Source organism: Brevibacillus sp. Leaf182 (genome assembly GCF_001423865.2).
Lineage (GTDB): Bacteria > Bacillota > Bacilli > Brevibacillales > Brevibacillaceae > Brevibacillus > Brevibacillus brevis_C.
The window spans coordinates 523,414-541,798 of sequence record NZ_LMPN02000023.1 but is presented as its reverse complement, the minus strand read 5'-3'; the positions used below and the strand labels follow the sequence as shown (position 1 = coordinate 541,798).

Annotated in this window: 16 protein-coding genes; 3 read left to right on the top strand and 13 right to left on the bottom strand. The window is 48.3% G+C overall.

Annotated features, from left to right (window positions below):
• Positions 1-9: 9 nt before the first annotated feature.
• From ASG16_RS15970 to ASG16_RS15960, 3 genes are read right to left on the bottom strand one after another with little or no spacing between them, the layout of a single operon-like run.
• Complete coding sequence (locus ASG16_RS15970; protein ID WP_056496256.1) at positions 10-1,821, bottom strand: acyl-CoA dehydrogenase family protein; 1,812 nt, start codon at positions 1,819-1,821, stop codon at positions 10-12.
• Positions 1,818-3,389, bottom strand: a complete 1,572-nt coding sequence (locus tag ASG16_RS15965) for a class I adenylate-forming enzyme family protein (protein ID WP_056496258.1) — start codon at positions 3,387-3,389, stop codon at positions 1,818-1,820. The genes ASG16_RS15970 and ASG16_RS15965 overlap by 4 nt, the downstream gene beginning before the upstream one ends.
• On the bottom strand, positions 3,386-3,802 hold the full coding sequence (locus ASG16_RS15960) for a MerR family transcriptional regulator (protein ID WP_007728588.1): 417 nt from the start codon (positions 3,800-3,802) through the stop codon (positions 3,386-3,388). Before ASG16_RS15960 ends, ASG16_RS15965 begins: the two co-directional genes overlap by 4 nt.
• A gap of 168 nt (positions 3,803-3,970) precedes the next feature.
• Here ASG16_RS15960 and ASG16_RS15955 point away from each other — a divergent pair, with 168 nt between their 5' ends.
• The 3 genes from ASG16_RS15955 to ASG16_RS15945 all read left to right on the top strand — a co-directional run bounded on the left by ASG16_RS15955 (position 3,971) and on the right by ASG16_RS15945 (position 5,321).
• Complete coding sequence (locus tag ASG16_RS15955; RefSeq protein WP_048031913.1) at positions 3,971-4,393, top strand: cell wall hydrolase; 423 nt, start codon at positions 3,971-3,973, stop codon at positions 4,391-4,393.
• Between the two features lie 32 nt (positions 4,394-4,425).
• On the top strand, positions 4,426-4,878 hold the full coding sequence (gene gerQ / locus ASG16_RS15950) for a spore coat protein GerQ (protein ID WP_048031912.1): 453 nt from the start codon (positions 4,426-4,428) through the stop codon (positions 4,876-4,878).
• 125 nt (positions 4,879-5,003) lie between these two features.
• Positions 5,004-5,321 carry a hypothetical protein gene (locus tag ASG16_RS15945; protein ID WP_056496260.1) on the top strand — a complete coding sequence of 106 codons (318 nt, stop codon included), beginning with the start codon at positions 5,004-5,006 and terminating at the stop codon, positions 5,319-5,321.
• On the opposite strand, the gene ASG16_RS15940 is transcribed toward ASG16_RS15945, so the two are convergent.
• The 10 genes from ASG16_RS15940 to ASG16_RS15890 all read right to left on the bottom strand — a co-directional run bounded on the left by ASG16_RS15940 (position 5,318) and on the right by ASG16_RS15890 (position 18,086).
• Positions 5,318-6,460, bottom strand: coding sequence for a DUF2087 domain-containing protein (locus tag ASG16_RS15940; protein WP_056496262.1), 1,143 nt, complete (start codon positions 6,458-6,460; stop codon positions 5,318-5,320). The genes ASG16_RS15945 and ASG16_RS15940 overlap by 4 nt on opposite strands.
• Before the next feature lie 116 nt (positions 6,461-6,576).
• A complete protein-coding gene (locus ASG16_RS15935) occupies positions 6,577-7,053 on the bottom strand; it encodes a PilZ domain-containing protein (RefSeq protein ID WP_048031909.1) in 477 nt (158 codons plus the stop codon).
• Between the two features lie 78 nt (positions 7,054-7,131).
• Entirely contained in the window at positions 7,132-7,305 is a 174-nt protein-coding gene (locus ASG16_RS30920; RefSeq protein ID WP_007728597.1) for a hypothetical protein, read from the bottom strand.
• A gap of 90 nt (positions 7,306-7,395) precedes the next feature.
• Positions 7,396-8,646 (bottom strand): GNAT family N-acetyltransferase, encoded by a 1,251-nt coding sequence (locus tag ASG16_RS15930; RefSeq protein ID WP_056496263.1) that lies wholly within the window; start codon positions 8,644-8,646, stop codon positions 7,396-7,398.
• Between the two features lie 147 nt (positions 8,647-8,793).
• The gene (locus ASG16_RS15925; RefSeq protein WP_056496266.1) at positions 8,794-10,230 is read right to left on the bottom strand and encodes an MDR family MFS transporter; all 1,437 of its coding nucleotides are present in this window, start codon (positions 10,228-10,230) and stop codon (positions 8,794-8,796) included.
• Positions 10,231-10,384: 154 nt separating this feature from the next.
• Positions 10,385-11,014, bottom strand: coding sequence for an NUDIX hydrolase (locus ASG16_RS15920; RefSeq protein ID WP_056497369.1), 630 nt, complete (start codon positions 11,012-11,014; stop codon positions 10,385-10,387).
• Between the two features lie 131 nt (positions 11,015-11,145).
• Positions 11,146-12,720, bottom strand: coding sequence for a glutathione ABC transporter substrate-binding protein (locus ASG16_RS15915; protein ID WP_056496269.1), 1,575 nt, complete (start codon positions 12,718-12,720; stop codon positions 11,146-11,148).
• Between the two features lie 847 nt (positions 12,721-13,567).
• The gene (locus ASG16_RS15900; RefSeq protein WP_056496276.1) at positions 13,568-14,791 is read right to left on the bottom strand and encodes an amidohydrolase family protein; all 1,224 of its coding nucleotides are present in this window, start codon (positions 14,789-14,791) and stop codon (positions 13,568-13,570) included.
• 36 nt (positions 14,792-14,827) lie between these two features.
• On the bottom strand, positions 14,828-16,399 hold the full coding sequence (locus ASG16_RS15895; protein WP_056496279.1) for a glutathione ABC transporter substrate-binding protein: 1,572 nt from the start codon (positions 16,397-16,399) through the stop codon (positions 14,828-14,830).
• Positions 16,400-16,499: 100 nt separating this feature from the next.
• Complete coding sequence (locus ASG16_RS15890) at positions 16,500-18,086, bottom strand: glutathione ABC transporter substrate-binding protein (RefSeq protein WP_056496282.1); 1,587 nt, start codon at positions 18,084-18,086, stop codon at positions 16,500-16,502.
• Positions 18,087-18,385: the final 299 nt, after the last annotated feature.

The window sequence follows — 18,385 nt, the reverse complement described above, 5'->3', positions numbered from 1 at the left end:
GCTTTTTGATTATCGGGTCGGAACAATAGCGGACTGTTTGGCAAACTCTTCTACGCTGACAAATTGATACTCCACCAGTTGAGTGAAGAACTGTACATCCAGCAAAGAATCGGCTTGAATCCCCCGCTTTTCTTGTGAATAGAAATGCTTATCGGCATACAGCTTTGCCAAAATGTATTTGCGCGCATTTCCCTTTCGTGTCACCTGATCCTCTGCCTCACTAACGATGCAAGTTAAGGTGTACAAATCTACCATATGGTCTGCGAGCGTTTTTAATTTGTATGTTACATAATCGTGGGTCTGCTGCATGAGATAGGCGATATTTTCCTCCAGAATGGCCAGTTCTGTCCGAATCAACTCGGCGTGCGGCTGTGAAAAGGCATGCTTCCAGCCAGCTATGCGCTCCCGAAGCAATCTGCTAAACACCTCGTGGCTGTTTTCTTTTTGCATCACACGCAAAATATCGAGTGCGAGTATATTCGAGGTGCCTTCCCATACGGTCAAAACTTGCGCATCACGCAACAGACGCGGCGTCACGTACTCCTCGATATAACCGTTACCGCCATGAATTTCGATTGCGGTATGGGTCGATTCGACAGCCTCTTCCCCTGTACGGTATTTCAGTAAAGGAATCAGCAAGCGAGCAAGCGCGTTATCCTCTTTGCTGGCGGAATGAGACTGCAAGCGATCATAAACAGCAATCATATCAAACACCGCACCCGTGCTTACCTCCGTATCCAATAAGAGGCTGACCAGCATTTCTTTTACCATCGGGTACTGATCGATTGGTTTCCCGAATGCACGACGTTGCTCGGCATAATACTTCGCTTCGTAAAAAGCTCGACGCATGATCCCAATCGAAGCAATCGCGTTGCAAATGCGAGAGAGATTCAGGGCTTCTGCCATGTACTTGAAGCCGTTCTGAGGCTCCCCGATCAAATAACCCTCTGCCCCGTTCAACAGGATCTCCGCAGATGGTACGGCGTTGACGCCCAGCTTGTCTTTCAGACGGCGGACCTGGATATGATTGCGTTCATTGTCAGGCTTTATCCAAGGCACCAAAAACAGTCCAAGTCCTTTTGTCCCCGGTTTCTCCTCATCGATTCTCGCCAATACAGTCGCAACAAATGCTCCCGCATTGCTCGCAAAAAACTTTTCTCCTGTCAATCGGTACACACCCGGCCGACCTGCTACTGGCTCTGCTACAGTCAAATTCGCACCGACATCCGAACCGCCCTGTCTCTCCGTCAGCCAAGTAGCCCCCTCATACAAGCGAGTACGATCGCGAGAGGTCAGCCCTGTCAGGTACTGCTCCTTTTGTCCTTCGCTGCCATAACGATCAATTAAATAAGCGGCTGACATCGACAAGGTAACAGGACAATAAAAGCCCGGTTCAGACTGACTCACGAGATAGCCCATGAAAAAGGAATAGCTGTACGGTGCTTTTCTCCCCAACTCAGGTATGTCTTGATACAAGTAGCTGACGATGCCTGCTCCGTACACTTCTGCTACGGTTTCCTTGTAGCCTTCATTGGTAATGATCTCGGAAATGTCCTCGCCCAGCCGATTGTACTTGCGCAATCTCGGCTTCCCTTCTCTGTCTGTGTAAGCAGCACGTTCATCGATGGGTCCTGCCACTTGCGCACCTAGCCAGCTCAACTGCTGTCTGGCCCATTCATGCATGGAAGCAGGGAGATAACGTTCCAGTAAGTAATCGAGGTTGGGATCTGCTTTGAAAAAGTTTTGCCCCTGTGGCGTACGCGGATGCGGGATATTGTCGCTGTATGCTCGCTGATCGATGCTCGTTTGCAAATCACTCATCGCAGCTCCACTTCCTTTTGGGAACTGACATCACGCAATACATGCTTCAGGACTTTTCCGCTCGTGTTCCGCGGCAGTGCAGGAACGATATTCACCTGTCGAGGGAGCTTGTAATCGGCGAGATGACCACGCAAAGAACCTTGGATTTCCTCTAGCCACTCACGATTGGTATCGACTCCTGGTTTCAGTACCACATAAGCCGTAACCGTCTCACCCCACTCAGGATGCGGCAAACCAACAACAGCTACCTCGCCAATCGACGGATGACGCTCCAACAACTGCTCGATTTCCTTTGGGTAGACGTTTACCCCTCCCGTAATCATCACGTCTTTTTTGCGATCAATCATCCACAGAAACCCATCCTCATCTACGCGTGCAATATCGCCAGTGTATACCCAACCATCGCGTATGGTCTCTGCTGTCGCCTCTGGATTGTTGTAGTATCCTTTCATTGTCCCTTCTCCCCGCAAGCGAATTTCACCCGCTTCGCCACTGGTGCATCGCTCTCCTCGCTCGTTTACAACCTCCATTTCGACGAACAATACACCACGATTGCCTATACTGCCGATTTTATCCGGATGCTCTCGGTGCAAGAGGCACATTCCGGTCGGCCCTGCCTCCGTCAAGCCGTAGACGCACGCCAGTTTATCGCGTCCATATGCTTCTTCCATGAGCGAAGCCATCTCTTTGGACAGCGGAGCGCCGCCATACATCCAATGTTCGATGGAAGACAAATCGTACGCCGCAAACTCGGGATGCTTCATCGTCAACAAATACGCCACTGGCGCTCCGAAGAAATGCGTAATACGATGCTGCTGCACCAAATCCAAAAGAAGCTGCGGCGAAAAGGTCAAGGCCATTACCTGAGTGGCGCCAAGCATGAGCCCTGCGATGAAAAAGAGATGGAGGGGAGCCGAATGACTCAGCGGCATCAAATGCAATATTCGTGAATGATGTGTCATCGTCAGTTCAATCGACATCATTTTCGCGACCGTCAATAAGTTTCTATGTGTATAAAGCACCCCTTTAGGGCGTCCAGTCGTACCAGAAGTATACAGGATGCTGACCTCGCTATCTTCGTTCATGTTCGCCAAATACGGCTGTGAAGAAAGCGTATTCATTTTATCAAAAGACACGTTATTGGCATCCCAGTCAGCGATTCCATGCCAATCCCCTTGGCTCGGACCTGTTTTGATTGCCACAAGCTGTGGCGTTTGAAGGACCCACTCATTCACGATAGGCACGAGGGCATCATGAACAAGAAGTGCCTTTGCTCCGGCATGTTCACATATATGTCGTACTTCTTCTTGAGTTGAGCGTGCATTGATCGGTACGACGAGGGCACCACTGCGAATGACGGCGACGTACAAAATGGCAAACTCCGGGCAATTGGGCATCAGCATGACAACCCGATCCCCTTGCTCGATGCCAAGCTCTTGCAAATGGCAAGCCCACTGAGTAGAGCGTGTGTCCCACTGGGAAAAGCTGACCTCTACATCTCCTGCAATCAGCGCGGACTTGTCCGGATATTTCCTTCCGTTTACTGCGAGCAGAGCTGATACGTTCATCGTTTCTCCTCCTCATTTTCTTCAAGCAATTTTTGTTCAAAGTTTTGCTTGTAGACGAGAATGTCTTCTCTCAGTTGTCGGAGTTCCATGATTTTCTCGTCGATCTCAGCCAGCTTTTGGTTGCCGTACTCAATCGTTCGCATAAGCTGCGCACGACCTGTACGATCCTCGTCAAACAGCTCAATCATCTCGCGAATCTGATCCAACGAAAATCCGAAGCGCTTCCCTCGCAGAATGAGTCGTAGCCGGGCACGATCCTTGCGGTTATAATGCCTGCTTCCCTTCTCTGTTCGACTGGGAAAAATCAAACCGAGCTCTTCGTAGTACCGAATCGTTCTGGTGCTGACATCTAATTGTTGAGCAAGATCAGAGATGGTCCACGATTCTTCCTTCTGTATTCCTTCTCTGCTCATGTCCAGCGCCCCTTACCTACATTTATAAAATTCGAAATTTACCGAATAAAACGATTGTAACTGCCGTTTACGTAAACGTCAACTTGATGAAAAATTTATCGGGCCAATCACCAATCTATTATTCGCCCATATATTGTTATTGTGATTTTTGTGGAAGGAGGTGAAGCAATGGCCGTCATCAAAGCGAACTCCAGTGATGTAGATATGCTTGCCAGACTGATTCGGGCCGAGGCTGAGGGTGAAGGTGAGTTGGGCATGTTGATGGTTGGCAACGTTGGAGTAAATCGGATTTTAGGTAACTGCCTTGACTTCAAAAACATTCGCAGCATGCGTGACATGGTCTATCAATCTCCGGGAGGATTCGAAGCGGTCCAGAAGCCGTATTTCTATCAACGGGCCAGGGAAAAAGACAGAAGACTGGCACAGCGTGCAGTCAATGGAGAGAAAACCCGCCCTGCGAGCAACGCATTGTGGTTCTACCGTCCTGCTGGAAACTGTCCTCCTACCTGGTGGGATCAACAAAACTCCGGTCGCTATAAGGCACACTGCTTCTTCGTTCCAACACCAGCAGATTGTCCACGCGTCTATTAAAAGAATTAGATAGATAAAGGAGCGAGTTCATCATGAGTCAACAAATGCCTTACACTGGTTACCCTCAACAACAATACGGTTACGACATGTACCCGTCCGCACAGTATCCATACGGCATGCCTCAACAACAGCAGCAGATGATTCAGCAGCAGCAACCTCAACTGGTTCCGATGCAGCCAAGCGGAGCCTTGATTCCTGGAATGCCCATTACTCCCGGGCAAGTGCTGGAAGAATCGTACATCGAAAACATCCTTCGTTTGAATCGAGGCAAGGTCATTACGGTGTACCAAACGTTTGAAAACAACAGCCAATGGAACGCCAAAATTTTTCGTGGCGTCCTCGAAACGGCTGGTCGCGACCACATTATTATCAGCGATCCGCAAACCGGCAAGCGCTATTTGCTCCTCATGGTCAACACCGATTACATCACCGCGGACGAAGAGTTGAATTACGTCCCGCCTCAGCTTCCAACAGGAGTTCGGTAAGCAGCCAAGCACAAAAAGACAGTTTCCGTCGGCTATGCCCGGGGAGAACTGTCTTTTTGACGTTTCTACCATTCCATGCTATTAATGAGTGAGAAACACGACTGCTTTGCAAAGGATGAGGAAGAGTGGCATTTGGGATTACACGAGAAGAACTGAACCGTTGGAAACAAGCCGTTAGTCGAGGAGAATTGGCATTTCTCACCCACTATTGGCTGGACCCCCGGTTTCCCGGAATCAAAACCGTTACAAAAGTAGGCTGTGCCAATTATTCACTACTCACAGACTGGTGCCTAGCCAACGGGCTCGATCCTGTCTACATTCATAACCGCGCGCCCTTCCCACATTTTGATTTACTGGGCGAAAAACAAATCCAGGTCTTGCAAAAGGAAGGCCTGTGGGATCACTTGGAGCGCTTCCGCATGCTGGATAATAGACGAGACTAGGATGGATCTTTTTGCACGTGATAGCCTCGATCACCATATGGCGCCAGCTTTTTCATCCATTTATCTTCGAGCTTTTCCAGGGCATCCTTCCCATCAAAATACGGATGGTCTTTCTTCTCCACCTTTTCTAGAACTTCGATTTCAAAAGCGTCCGGACCGTATTTATCCCAGTCTTTTTGCAGCTCACGATTAGGATGTGAACCATGCTGAAGCATGAACTTTCTGCCGTTGATCGTTTTTAGGTTATTCGTGCTGGCGATGAACACTTTTTCATTTTGCTTGTTCTTAATTTGATATACGCCTGCATCGGTTTCTACTTCCTTGTACATCTGCTTGAGCTCTTGTTTGCGATTCATCTGTTGCGCCCCTCGATCCTCTCCTTCATTTTCCACTGCGATCCGCCAATATTGACTGCCATCCGCCTGTCTATCCATCAGACCAACATCGACTAAATATCTCCGCAAGGTCACATAATCGTCGTAGAGACCTTCCAAAATCTCATTCACTTCTCGCTCAGTGTAGAAACGGTCGAGCTCAAATTTTTTGGAAATCTCTTCGAGGAGGATGAGTTTATGCTTTTGCTTACGCGGGAAGCGCTCTAATCGACCTGATAGTCCATTCGGCAAGAACCTCTTTACGATCGCGGCATACTCTGCGGCATCGCCATCTTTCGAGGTATTCTTTTGCTTGCTTGATTTGGCATCGTTGGACGATTGATTTTTATCCGCTTCATGCAATAATTCCATCATGACCAGGAACACCTTGGCCTGACGTTCTTTTTCCTTGAGTGCAAAGCGGTGATTACGGATCGTCGATGCACTGCCGATCCCCATTTCATTTTGAACCTCGGCGTCTGTCTTGCCCTGATAAAAGAGGCGAAGCAGATTCACCTGATGATCAGACAAGCCCGTCAATCGTTTATCCAACTGGCTCAGGTGAGTAAAGACTGAACCGTGCGCAGCCTCGATATGATGGCGCATAAACCGGGACGCTTCGTACAGGACACCTTCCACTGGATAAATAATTCCTTTCTCCACCTGTTCCCCACAGAGCAAACACATAAAATGTTCACCTTGTTCGATGTAGCCTTGCTTCCACTCTTGAAGGGAAGCGCTCCAAAATGCTTCATGAAGACCCATATATAAACACAACCTTTATTCGTTTAATTTATTATAGATAACTTATCATTGTGTTTGTTTTATGTCAAACAAAAAAGCCCCCTGTTGTCTATTCGCACAACAGAAAGCCTTTTTGTCTATGCTTCACTGGCTCGCATCGCAAGACTTGCTTGAGCCAACTCTTTTAAAAATGCCAGGCGGTCACCTTTATAGAAACGTCCTTCTGTTGCTGTCCGCTTCTGCCGATAGCGGATCGCCAATCGGTTTACCATGCGATTAATCTCCAGATGTTGTTCCTCTTCCATAGTAAACCGTACAGCGTATTCGTAATAGTCCGTTTCCCACGGAATCGTGCGGACTACATGGCCGTACATTTTCAGAGCCTGTCCGCACAATTCCGTCGCAAACTGCAGAACGAGCTGATCATTTGCCGGCATTTTGAGGTGAGAAAGAAAACGAAGTCCACCTGCCCCGATATCCTCGATCAATACCTGCGTGCTCCCAATCTCCATGGTTTTCCCTTTGATCAGCACAATGGTCATGTCTGCACAGAGGGCGTATTCTAGACGTAAGCGAAAAAATTCACGTTGATGCCCCTCTGATCTACCTGGCATTTTCTTCTCCTTCTTTCTCTTCTCATAGTGGGTAAAGACGCAAAAGAAAGAGCGCCTGTCACCTTGGCGCCTTTCTTTTTATTTTTTGGGCTTTCGGTATTTGATCTCCTGCTCTTTCACCTGAAAGCGATTCCATAATTCTCTCTCATCATGTGTGATGGAATCATGCTTTTCCAGCCGGAAGAGGAGTCTAACGACCACCCAAACAATCAAAAGAAATGCAAAAAAGATAACCAGTGTAAGAAAGATCATAAAACCTGCCTCCTCCCATTTACTAACAACATATGGGAGGAAGCATCATAAGATAACCAAATGTGTCAAAAACGTGACAATCCTCCTTTTCTAGAAGGTTGTCACACTTCGCGGTTTCTCGGAAACAGCAAACAGTCTATCCAAAATGGGTAGCTTTTCTGGGGCATCCAGCTCCAACTGGCCGTATTGATGCAGCTTTCGGGCAGTTACTACCCCCATCACGAGCGAAGAAAAATTCGAAATATCTAGCTGCACCGTAACATCAGGCTCTACTGCCTCTCCTAATTCCGGACGTCCATCGACAAACTTGATGAGCCATGTTCCTTCATTCTCAGGCAAGAACGAATCGCGGATCGTCAGCTTTACATTTACCGTTTCCGAACCAAAACGGTGGTGCGAGAGCTGACGGAAAAATCCCGGCACATCAATGATCCGATACATCAGACCGACTCCGGATACATGGCTCTCATGATAAATGCTCCACAAGATCGAATCCGTTCCATTGCCCGGATCAGATAGCAACAAGTGAAAATCTTCGTCCGGCGTCGTAAACTCAATCCGTTGAATCTGATCGGCCTGGCTGCGCAGGAAAGAGAGCAGTTGTGCAAGTGCTTCGCGGCTCTCATACAGAAGCTCCCTTACTTCTATGTTGTTGAAAAGTTTGTTTTTTTCATGGGCGCTCTGGAACTGGAAAGCGAGATAGCCGCCTAGCCTCCCTTCCTTTTGGTAGCCGACAGTAATCATTTCAGGACTATCGAGGAGTCTGTCCCACTCTCGATCTGTTCGCTTGATCATGCCATGGGTTTGACGGGCGATACGATGATAGCACGCAGACAGTTCTTCTTTGTCCTCTTTCCCTATATAGACGATTTTGTCCTTGCCTACAAACGGCAGGCTGGACGGCTTGAACTTGTATTGATGAACCTTGGTCCCTATTCCAAAACCCATTTGCTTGTAAAAATCAACACGAAACGGATAGAGAGAGACCAGCGAGATTCCCCGCTCCCGATAGCTGGAAAGAAAACCTTGCAGCATCGACATGGCCACTTTTTCCTTTTTATGCAAAAGGTCCACGGCGACCAACCCAATCCCACCAGTCAAAAGCGGTGTACCGTGAACATTCATGGGGAAATCGTACCATTTCATAATCCCCACCAGTCGTCCATCACGGTAGCATCCGTGGTAGCTGACGTGTGGGTCATTTTCGATCGTCTCCCTTACGCGTTCGGCAAATCGCTGCCTGCTCTCTGCACCCAGTAGATTGCTTCCAGGGTAACTCATCGCTGCAATCCTAACGACCTCATCGATATCGTCAATTGAAACCGGTCGAATCTCCTCCATCGTCTCATGCACTCCTGTCCGCAAGAATTTGGGCATCTAGGAAAATAGTAACGATGAATGTAGCAACTGGCAATATGAAGTTTGTATTTTTTGGAAAACTGTAACCAATTATTGAAAAAACGCCCGCACTCGGCGGACGTCTTCGAATTAGTGTGTCTGTTTGACTCGGCTTCCTTTTGCGATCACAAGCGCCAGAACAAAGCTGCCTATCGCAAGCACTAAAGTGCCTGTGAAGACCACATGAACACCGCTAGCCAATAAGTCTCGGATCTGTGCCAACTGTGCCACTGGAACCGATCCGTGTTCAAAGGAAGCTCCTAAATTCGCATGACCACTTGCTACAGTCACCATGTTGAACAGCATTCCGAATACGGCTGCCCCGAAGGTTTGGCTAAATGTACCCGTGAACGTATTGAGGGCAACCGCTGTCCCCCTCTTGTCGACTGCAACGGATGATTGAATTTTTACCATGATGATCGGAGAAATGAGTCCCATTCCCAAACCAATTAAGCCTACAGCCACATAAATGAGATATCCCGCTGAATGAGCGGACAAGAAGCTCAACAATGTTGTCGCTACCGTCAGAACGGCTGTTCCTGCGATAAACAATTGTTCAGCTCGCAGCTTGCCTAACATGTTCCCGGCAAGGATAGAGCCGATCGTCCAGCAAACTGGCATCGGCGTCAGGACAAAGCCAGCCATTGTCGCACTTTCTCCCAAGACTCCCTGGCTCCAGATCGGCAAGTACACCACCATGCTGATTACAATTCCATTGGTCAAGAGTGTCAGCAGATTGGTCATGGCCACGTTTCGATTGGTAAAAAGCGAAAGCGGAATTAGTGGCTCAGGTGATTTCTTTTCCACCGATACAAACACCAGATAGGTCACCAAAGCAAATACGATCAAGGAAATCGTCACTGGACTGGCCCAGGATTGATTCTGACTACCTGTTAGCAAGGCATACAACAAGGCGATGGTCCCGATCGAAAAAATAAGCGCTCCCGGATAATCGATATGGCGCTTTTCTTTGACGGCAAGCTTTTCCTTGTACAAAAAGACGAGCATAAAAAACGATACGAGGCCAAAAGGCAAATTAAGAAAAAAGATATAACGCCACGTCAGTGTATCGACCAAAAATCCTCCGACCAGCGGACCTGCCACACCGGAAAGTCCCCATACAGCGCTAATCCAGCCCTGCGCTTTCGCTCGGGCAGTCTGCTCGGTGTACAAATCTCCGATAATGGTCATCGTAATCGGCATGACGGAACCTGCCCCCAAGCCTTGAATGGCACGGAATACAATGAGCTGCCACATCGACGTCGCCACTCCACAGAGCGTGGAACCTAACAAAAAGATGCCGATCCCGATTAATAAAACGTTCTTCCGGCCAAATAAATCAGCCAGCTTGCCGTAAATGGGAGCAGATACGGCAGTAGCAAGCATGTAGATGGCGTATACCCAGCTCACCTGTTCAAAGCCTGCCAAATCACTTGTAATACGTGGTACGGCTGTACTCACAATCGTTCCTTCCATCGCAGCAAGGAATGTCGAGAGCATAAGGGCAATCATAATCTGTAGTCTCATCTCGATCTCCTCTCTCTAACTACGCATGATCGCGAGCAGCGAAAAAGCATTGTCTAGTATACCACATTAGGGAACATGTTTTCGCCAATCTTTCCAACCAACGAAAAACCTCGTCTTGTCGATGACAAGCGAGGAATTGTTTTTCCGATCAGGGTTATTGATTGGCTGCGCGTAGCTTCACTGCTGCAAACACCTGCTGGTAATAATGCACCTCATGTGGAACAAAGTCAGCTTTGTCCGTGATCATCGCTGTATCTTTTTGCTCGCCATTTTCCGTTAGCAAAAATCCATTCACCCTCATCTGCCCGATCTCGCCCGCAAACAATCGCTCTAGCTCATGCAGACTGACCCAAAACAACCCCGTGACTTCTTCTTCCTGTACTCGGTACTCGCGTAAGGGTTGATCGCATTCGTACAAAAATGTATGGCACATTTCCTTATCCATGATAGAGGGGGCAACCATTACATCACGAATGACGCCTATCCTATCCAATTCCTCAAAGCTCACAGACAAGCCTAGCTCCTCCTCCAACTCCCGCACGCCGTCACATGGCTGTTCCGAAGCGAGAAGATGACCGGCAGAGGTAATGTCGAGCAAGTTCGGACAAGTATCCTTTTGTGGATGTCTTTTTTGGAACAACAATTCGATCTGGTCATCTACTACGCGATAAATCCAGCAGTGAAAGGTTTGGTGCCACAGCCCCAAGCGGTGTACTTCGCTACGCGCTTCTACCCCGATGTGCTGTCCTGCTTCGTCAAAAATGTCTAGCTGCTCTTCCGGCATGTTTTCCACCCCATGACTTGTCTCTTGCACATTTCTTTCCCCAAGTTAGATTCCCGGTCCAGAGCGTAAATTCCTCTCTATTGACGTGACGAAAGAAGGGACAGCGACAAACGCCATCCCTTCTTTCACCATTAGTTGATCGATACTTCATCCAGCATCAAGTAGCCAACAGGGCTCAGCCAGAAGCCATTTACATTCTTGGATGTAACTGCCACATGGTCAATCGTGCGGATTGGAAGAATCGGTACTTCCTTCAACTCGATTTCTTGCAGCTTTGCGTAAATTTCATTGCGTTTTTGCGCATCTTTTTCGCGACGCCCTTCTTCAATCAGCTTGTCTACCTCTGGATTGTTGTAGAACGCCATGTTACCTGCGCTGCCTTTCGAAGTGCTGTGGAAGACGTTGTACTGGTTGTAGTCGCCATCCCCTGTTGCATTACCCCAGCCCCCGATGAACATCGCATGCTCACCATTGTCTGTGTGCTCCAGATACGCACCGTATTCCATTACTTTGATCTCCAAATCAATGCCGATGCCTTTCAACTGTGACTGGATGACTTCTGCTACGTTCATGCGCTCTTTACGGTCGTCTGTCACGATAGACGTCTTGAAGCCGTTCGGGTAACCTGCCTCTGCAAGCAGTGCTTTTGCTGCATTGACGTCATATGAGTAATCCTGGAGATTCGGGTTATAGCCGATTACTTTTGGCGACATCGAGGAAACAGCTTGTGTTCCCACATTGTTGTATACCCCTTGCACAATGGCTTGTTTTTCGATAGCATGTGCGACAGCTTGACGTACGCGTACATCATCAAATGGCTTCTTCTGCACGTTAAAGCCGATATAATCCACACCCAAGCCTTCTGCACGTACCATGTTCATGCCAGGAGATGCCTGTGCGCGCTCTACTTCTGTCACAGGAAGCTGATCGCCGATGTGCGCTTCGCCTGCTTCGATCATCGCTACGCGTGTCGTATCTTCTGGAACAACCTTATATACTACTTCATCTACCTTTGGTTTTTCACCCCAGTAGGTATCATTTTTCGAAAGTTTCATATCTTGACCTGGTGCCCACGCTGTAAATTTGAAAGGTCCGGTTCCCACAGGCTGCTTCGCCAATGTATCGGAATGCTCGGCGATTGCTTTCGGGCTGATAATGCTTCCTTCTGAGCTAGCCAAGATGGAGAGCAGCGGTGCAAAAGGATACTCCAGCACGAAATGTACAGTCTTGTCATCCACGATCTTGATTTCTTTGATCATAGAGAAGTTAGATGCACGCGGTGATGCAACCTTTGGATCGAGTACACGTTCGAATGTCTTTTTCACAGCGTCTGCTGTAAAGGGTGTACCATCATGGAACGTAACGCCCTCGCGGAGCTTAAACTCCCATGTCAGGTCGTCAAGCTGTTTCCATTCAGTAGCGAGTGTAGGCTTGTACTCGCCGTTTTTATCGCGAGAAACCAAGCTCTCATACACTTTTCCATACACATAGTTTGCCGAAGGAATATTAGAGATGAAATGCGGGTCCAAATTGTTGGCGTCTGCCTTGCGGGCTACAATCAGGGTTCCTCCTTCTTTCGGAGCTTCTGTAGCAGTTGTATTCGTCGAACCGGATTGCTCCGAGCTCGCACCACCACATCCAGTCAGCGCAACACTAACCGTCAATGTCAGAGCCAACAAGGAACCGACCATGCGCGTTTTCTTCATTTGTGTCTACCCCCTGTAGAATACCGTCGAAAATTCTGAATGTATTTCTTATTTGCATTATACGGTAGATTTTCAACCGAACCTTTCAGCATCTTTACATCAATTTATAATATTTTTACTTTTATTTAATTTCGTGCAGATTAAAAAGCTTGAAAATACACTTGATATCGTAGCTTCGGTGGAGAAGCGTGTTTCCAGTCTTCGCTTCGGCCTACGCCCCGCTGGGGGTGAAGACTGTCCGCTCCGGAATGAATGACGGGAGCCGCTTCAAAAGTGGTAGCCTCGATGATGTATTCGCACGTTGAAGCTAAAAACGCTCCCATCATTCATCCCTCCGCTTGGTCGGGCTCCAGAGGCGCTTTGACTGGAAACCCGCTTCTTGGACGTAGCTTTTGCTGATTTTCCCGATCTGTGTATGAAAGGCCATAAGAAAATGATTGAGGGTTCTTGATGATTGTCTGCATTCTAATGAATGGATTTGTTTTAAAATCATTTATAGTTAGTTAAGTAATCTTTTATCATCTTGTATTGCCTGCCTTTCAAGATGTTACAAAAGCTACGCCAGAAGAAGTGCATTTCCAGTCCAAGCGCCTCTGGAGCCCAACCCAGCTTCGGAATAAATGGCGGGGGTTTTAAGCTTCACTTATGAAACCCTTCCTTGAAACTTCTACGTTTGAAGCGCTCCCGCCATTTATTCCGAAGCGAGCAGTCAATCCCCTTTGCGGGGCGGAGGCCGAAGCGTAGACTGGAAATGCGCTTCTTCCTTCACTACGGCTACTTTTATTAACAAATGAAAAATCCGACCTCCCCAAGAAGCCTTGGAAGATCGGATCACATCTTGCTATCTTTATGATTGTTTCTGCCAAACCATCTTGCCCGAGAAAACCACTGCTTCCTTCGGAGATAGTCTGGCCACAGCCTCGGCGGAGCATTTGGCACGGACGAAAACCGCATTGGCCTCGTCTCCGACTTTCGGCCAAACCTGATTCCCAGCTTGGTCCAGTGGAGTCAAGCCACCTGTAACGAATCCCAGTGCACGTGATAGAGATCGCTCATCGATCCATCGGAACCGTTCAGCCAGACGGTTTGCTTTTTGCAGCATATCTCCAGTTCCAAATGGGTCCCAATGATCGGTGATGTTGTCATTGCCCAAACCAACATGGACGCCCTTGGCATGAAGCAACGGAATCGGGATGGTCGGCATATCAATGGGGACAGCTGACATGATAGCGATTTGCTGCTCGGCAAAAAGCTCCGCGACCTCTTCTGCCACAGCAGTCGGAACCTCTCCTAGCCCGTAAGCATGACTGACAGTGACTCGACCTTGCCACCCCGCATCCTTCGTCATAGCAGCCAGTTTTTTCATAATATAAACACCCAAATGTCCAGGCTCGTGCAAGTGCAAGTCAACATCCGCATTTGCTTCCACTGCTATGTCCATCATTGTATCAAGTGATTTCTCAATATCATCGTCAAACGTGGCGGGATCGACACCACCGACGAGGCCAGCTCCATGCTTCATCGCCTCACGAACGAGGGAAACAGAATCACTTCGCAGCAAGCCATGTTGGGGAAACGCGACAATTTCCCAGGAAAGTTTTTCACGATAAGTTGCCAGTGCCTCCAATGTGGCTTCCAGGTTTTTCATCCCAATGACCGGGTCAATGTTGCAGTGGGTTCGCACGTGAGTAGCACCGTGTGATTGCACTAACTCCAGCAGCTTTTCTGCACGCTCACGAGCTACAGGAAGCTGGCGGGGCAGCAGTTCCTGCTCTTGTTCGATTCGAAAAAAACGATTGGGAGCAGGAAGAACGGCTTGCCACGGGCCTCCATAAAATGTTTTGTCCAGATGAATGTGCATTTCCCGGAAAGAAGGAAGCATCAATAGGCCTTGTGCATCCCACGCAGATACCCCATCGGATATATCAGAAGTAGCAGGTACGATTTTCTCCACGCGACCGTCCGTGAGCAAGACATGAAAACACTCCGTCTTTGTTCCCGTCACGATGCCATTCGCCTCTGTATAACCACATTCCAGACTCGCATTTTTGATCCACAAGCTTTCTTTCATGCTCCGTCTCCATCCTTTTCTCTCTAAATGTTTGCGTTATTCAATCGTAATGCCATTGATCATCATGTACCCAGAAGGGCTGATCCAGAAGCCTTTGATGTTTTTGGCGACTGCGGCGACATGCTCAAGATTGCGGATTGGGACGATTGGTGCTTCTTGCTTTTCAATCTCCAACGCCTTTGCATAGATTTGCTTGCGCTTTTCCGTATCCTGCTCGCGGCGCCCCTCTTCGATCAGCTTGTCCACTTCTTTATTCACGTAGAACGTTGTGTTTCCGCCTTTGCCCAACGAGCTGGAGTGGAACAGATTGTACTGGTTGTAGTCAGCGTCTCCAGTGGCATTGCCCCAGCCGCTGATGAACAGCTCTGTTTCACCGTTGTCTTCTGCATCTAAATAGGCTCCATACTCTAGCACTTTTACCTCTACTTCAATGCCAATCCCCTTTAACTGGGACTGGATCACTTCCGCAGCATTAATCCGTTCCTTGCGATCGCCTGTCCACAAGGTTGTCTTAAAGCCTTCCGGATAGCCTGCTTCTTTTAACAGAGCCTTCGCCTTGTTCGGATCAAACTCGTATCCTTTTAACGCCTCATCGTATCCAAGAACCTTCTGACTCATTGCAGAATTCGCTTTTGTTCCGACATCGTTGTACACACCTTTGATGATCGCATCGGTCTCAATCGCATAGTTGATCGCCTGGCGAACACGAGCGTCGTCAAACGGTTTTTTCTTCGTATTGAACCCGATGAAATCTGTCCCTAAGCCCTCTGTGCGGTACAAGCTCATATGAGGGGAATTACTGACGCGGTCAATTTCTGTCACCGGCAATGGTTCAGCAATATGCGCTTCTCCCGTCTCTACCATGGCTACGCGTGTCGTGTCCTCTGGTACGACTTTGAAGACGGCCTTCTTGAATTTTACCTTTTCTCCCCAGTAGTTTTCATTTTTCACGAGCACGATCTCTTGACCAGGTGTCCACGATTCGAATACGAACGGCCCTGTACCAACGGGATGCTTGCTCAGCTCCTTGCCGTATTGCTCAATTGCTTTTGGACTAATGATGCTGCCCTCGTGATTGGCGAGGATCGATAGTAATGGGGAATACGGGTAGGCTAGCTTGAAATGAACGGTGTAATCATCCACTACCTTGACTTCCGATACCATCTTGAACTGAGACGCACGTGGAGAGGCGACCTTTTCATCGAGGACGCGTGCGAATGTTGCTTTCACCGCTTCGGCGTTAAACGGCGTACCATCGTGGAAGTTGACTCCCTGACGCAGCTTGAACTCCCAGGTGACATCGTCCAACTGCTTCCATTCCGTGGCGAGCATCGGTTTGAACGCCATGTTATCATCTCGCTGGATGAGGCCTTCGTACACTTTGTGATGGACCACACTCGCTGCATTGATCGCTGAAATAAAGTGCGGGTCTAGATTGTTTGCGTCTGACTGCCGTGCAATCACCAGCGTCTGATCAGTTGCCGGTGCTTCCTTCGCAGTCGGAGTCCCTGCCGCACCTTGCTCTGTACCTGTTGAACAGCCTGTAAGCACGAGGCCAACGCTCAGGATACCTGCCAGCATTGAACCTAGCATCTTCTGTTTTTTCATAGACTCGCCCCCATTTTATTCTTCTTTGTATAATCAATCAGCATAGCTCGTTCCCAATGGGCGAAGCTATGCTGATCATGAAGCATTTTTTTGCTAAAAGTTATGGCAACGTTACATCGTCGATCTCAATGTGTCCTGCCGGGCTGATCCAAACTCCCTCTACGCCTTTTTGAATCGCTGCGAGGTTTTCTGAGAAGCGGTACGGTACCATTGCCGCTTCGTCCATTTCGATTTGCTGTGCTTTTTCGTAGATTTGTTTCCGTTTTTCTTCGTCTTTCTCTTTGCGGCCCTCATCGATCAGCTTGTCCACTTCCGGATTGCTGTAGAAAGCATGATTGCCGGCTGCCCCTTGCGACTTCGTGTGGAACAGATTGTATTGGTTGTAGTCTGCATCGCCTGTGGCATTGCCCCAACCGCTGAGGAACAATTCTGTTTCGCCTTTGTTGGCTGCTTCAATATAAGCACCGAACTCTAGCACTTTCACTTCCAAATCGATATTGATTTGTTTCAGTTGTTGCTGCAGCACCTCTGCCAAGCTAACTCGTGCCTTGTTATCATTTAAGTAGATGGTTGCTTTGAAGCCGTTTGCGTATCCAGCTTCCGCCAACAGCTTTTTGGATTTTTCCAGATCGTAAGGCAAGTCTTTTACATTCGGGCTGTAACCAACCATGGACGGGGTGATAGAAGAATGAGCAACCGTCCCGACATCGTTGTAAACCCCTTGAATGATAGTTTTCTTATCGATCGCATGTGCAATCGCTTGACGAACACGCACATCATCGAATGGCTTCTTCGAGTTGTTAATCCCGATATGATCGCTAGCGAAAGCAGGATAACGACCAAGTGTCATACTCGGAGAATTTTTCACCCGATCGACTTCTGTCACTGGCAATTGCTCAGCCACATGCGCTTCTCCTGTCTCGACCATCGCGAGTCTGGTCGTATCCTCTGGAACGGTCTTGAAGACGACTTTGTCCAGCTTCGGTTTTTCGCCCCAATAGTTATCGTTTTTCACCAGGACGACTTCTTGACCTGGTGTCCATGATTCGAATTTGTAAGGCCCTGTTCCCGTGGGATGCTTGGTCAAGTCTTTTCCATACTGTTCGATCGCTTTTGGTGACAAAATTCCACCCTCTGCACTGGCGAGCACGGACAAGAGTGGTGCGTATGGATAGTGCAGGATGAATTGAACTGTTGTATCATCCACGACCTTTACTTCTTTGATGGCTTCAAACAAATTGGCGCGGTTAGAGCCTACTGCCGGGTCCTGGACACGAGCAATCGTCTTTTTCACAGCTTCCGCATTGAATGGCGTGCCATCGTGGAACGTCACACCGGAGCGAAGCTTGAATTCCCATGTCACGTCATCGAGCTGCTTCCATTCGGTAGCGAGTGAGCCTACATATTTGCTTTCTTTGTCCATCCGAACAAGACCCTCGTATACCTTATGATGAATGATGGCAGCGGAGTTGATTTGCGTTAGAAAATGTGGGTCAAGGTTGTTCGCATCAGACAAACGGGCAACGACGAGTGTCCCGCCTTCTTTACCAGCTGGTGATGAAGCATTGGTTTGCCCTGAAGAATTGGTACTCCCTCCTGCTTCAGGTGCTTGTGAGCAGCCTGCCAACGCTGTAGAAACCGCAACGGTCATGGCAAGCAGCGTCTGGAAAAAGCGCGTCTTTTTCATGTAGTGATCCCCCTCTTTTGTGAAAAGCGTCTCGACGTTTTTCATAAATGTTGTGTGACCGCTTGCGGTCAAAAAAACGGTCCTGACCGTTTTTTGCGCCAGATGTACTTGAATATTTTGACCATTCGCACATATTTCATTTTACCCACTATTCTGGCATTGTATTTTCACTCTCTTTACTTGTATTTTCACTTTCTTTACTCTTTTTTTTTTCAGTATTTCTACTTTTGTGCGAATAATGCAGTAAAAATAGACTTGGAGTATATGTTGCTGTAGTGGTGTGGAGGAAACAGGAGAAA

What these genes read in the sequence shown, in the direction of transcription:
- ASG16_RS15970 (WP_056496256.1), bottom strand. Translation starts at nt 1,821, where the DNA reads ATGAGTGATTTGCAAACGAGCATCGATCAGCGAGCATACAGCGACAAT.
- ASG16_RS15965 (WP_056496258.1), bottom strand. Translation starts at nt 3,389, where the DNA reads ATGAACGTATCAGCTCTGCTCGCAGTAAACGGAAGGAAATATCCGGAC.
- ASG16_RS15960 (WP_007728588.1), bottom strand. Translation starts at nt 3,802, where the DNA reads ATGAGCAGAGAAGGAATACAGAAGGAAGAATCGTGGACCATCTCTGAT.
- ASG16_RS15955 (WP_048031913.1), top strand. Translation starts at nt 3,971, where the DNA reads ATGGCCGTCATCAAAGCGAACTCCAGTGATGTAGATATGCTTGCCAGA.
- gerQ (WP_048031912.1), top strand. Translation starts at nt 4,426, where the DNA reads ATGAGTCAACAAATGCCTTACACTGGTTACCCTCAACAACAATACGGT.
- ASG16_RS15940 (WP_056496262.1), bottom strand. Translation starts at nt 6,460, where the DNA reads ATGGGTCTTCATGAAGCATTTTGGAGCGCTTCCCTTCAAGAGTGGAAG.
- ASG16_RS15935 (WP_048031909.1), bottom strand. Translation starts at nt 7,053, where the DNA reads ATGCCAGGTAGATCAGAGGGGCATCAACGTGAATTTTTTCGCTTACGT.
- ASG16_RS30920 (WP_007728597.1), bottom strand. Translation starts at nt 7,305, where the DNA reads ATGATCTTTCTTACACTGGTTATCTTTTTTGCATTTCTTTTGATTGTT.
- ASG16_RS15930 (WP_056496263.1), bottom strand. Translation starts at nt 8,646, where the DNA reads ATGGAGGAGATTCGACCGGTTTCAATTGACGATATCGATGAGGTCGTT.
- ASG16_RS15925 (WP_056496266.1), bottom strand. Translation starts at nt 10,230, where the DNA reads ATGAGACTACAGATTATGATTGCCCTTATGCTCTCGACATTCCTTGCT.
- ASG16_RS15920 (WP_056497369.1), bottom strand. Translation starts at nt 11,014, where the DNA reads ATGCCGGAAGAGCAGCTAGACATTTTTGACGAAGCAGGACAGCACATC.
- ASG16_RS15915 (WP_056496269.1), bottom strand. Translation starts at nt 12,720, where the DNA reads ATGAAGAAAACGCGCATGGTCGGTTCCTTGTTGGCTCTGACATTGACG.
- ASG16_RS15900 (WP_056496276.1), bottom strand. Translation starts at nt 14,791, where the DNA reads ATGAAAGAAAGCTTGTGGATCAAAAATGCGAGTCTGGAATGTGGTTAT.
- ASG16_RS15895 (WP_056496279.1), bottom strand. Translation starts at nt 16,399, where the DNA reads ATGAAAAAACAGAAGATGCTAGGTTCAATGCTGGCAGGTATCCTGAGC.
- ASG16_RS15890 (WP_056496282.1), bottom strand. Translation starts at nt 18,086, where the DNA reads ATGAAAAAGACGCGCTTTTTCCAGACGCTGCTTGCCATGACCGTTGCG.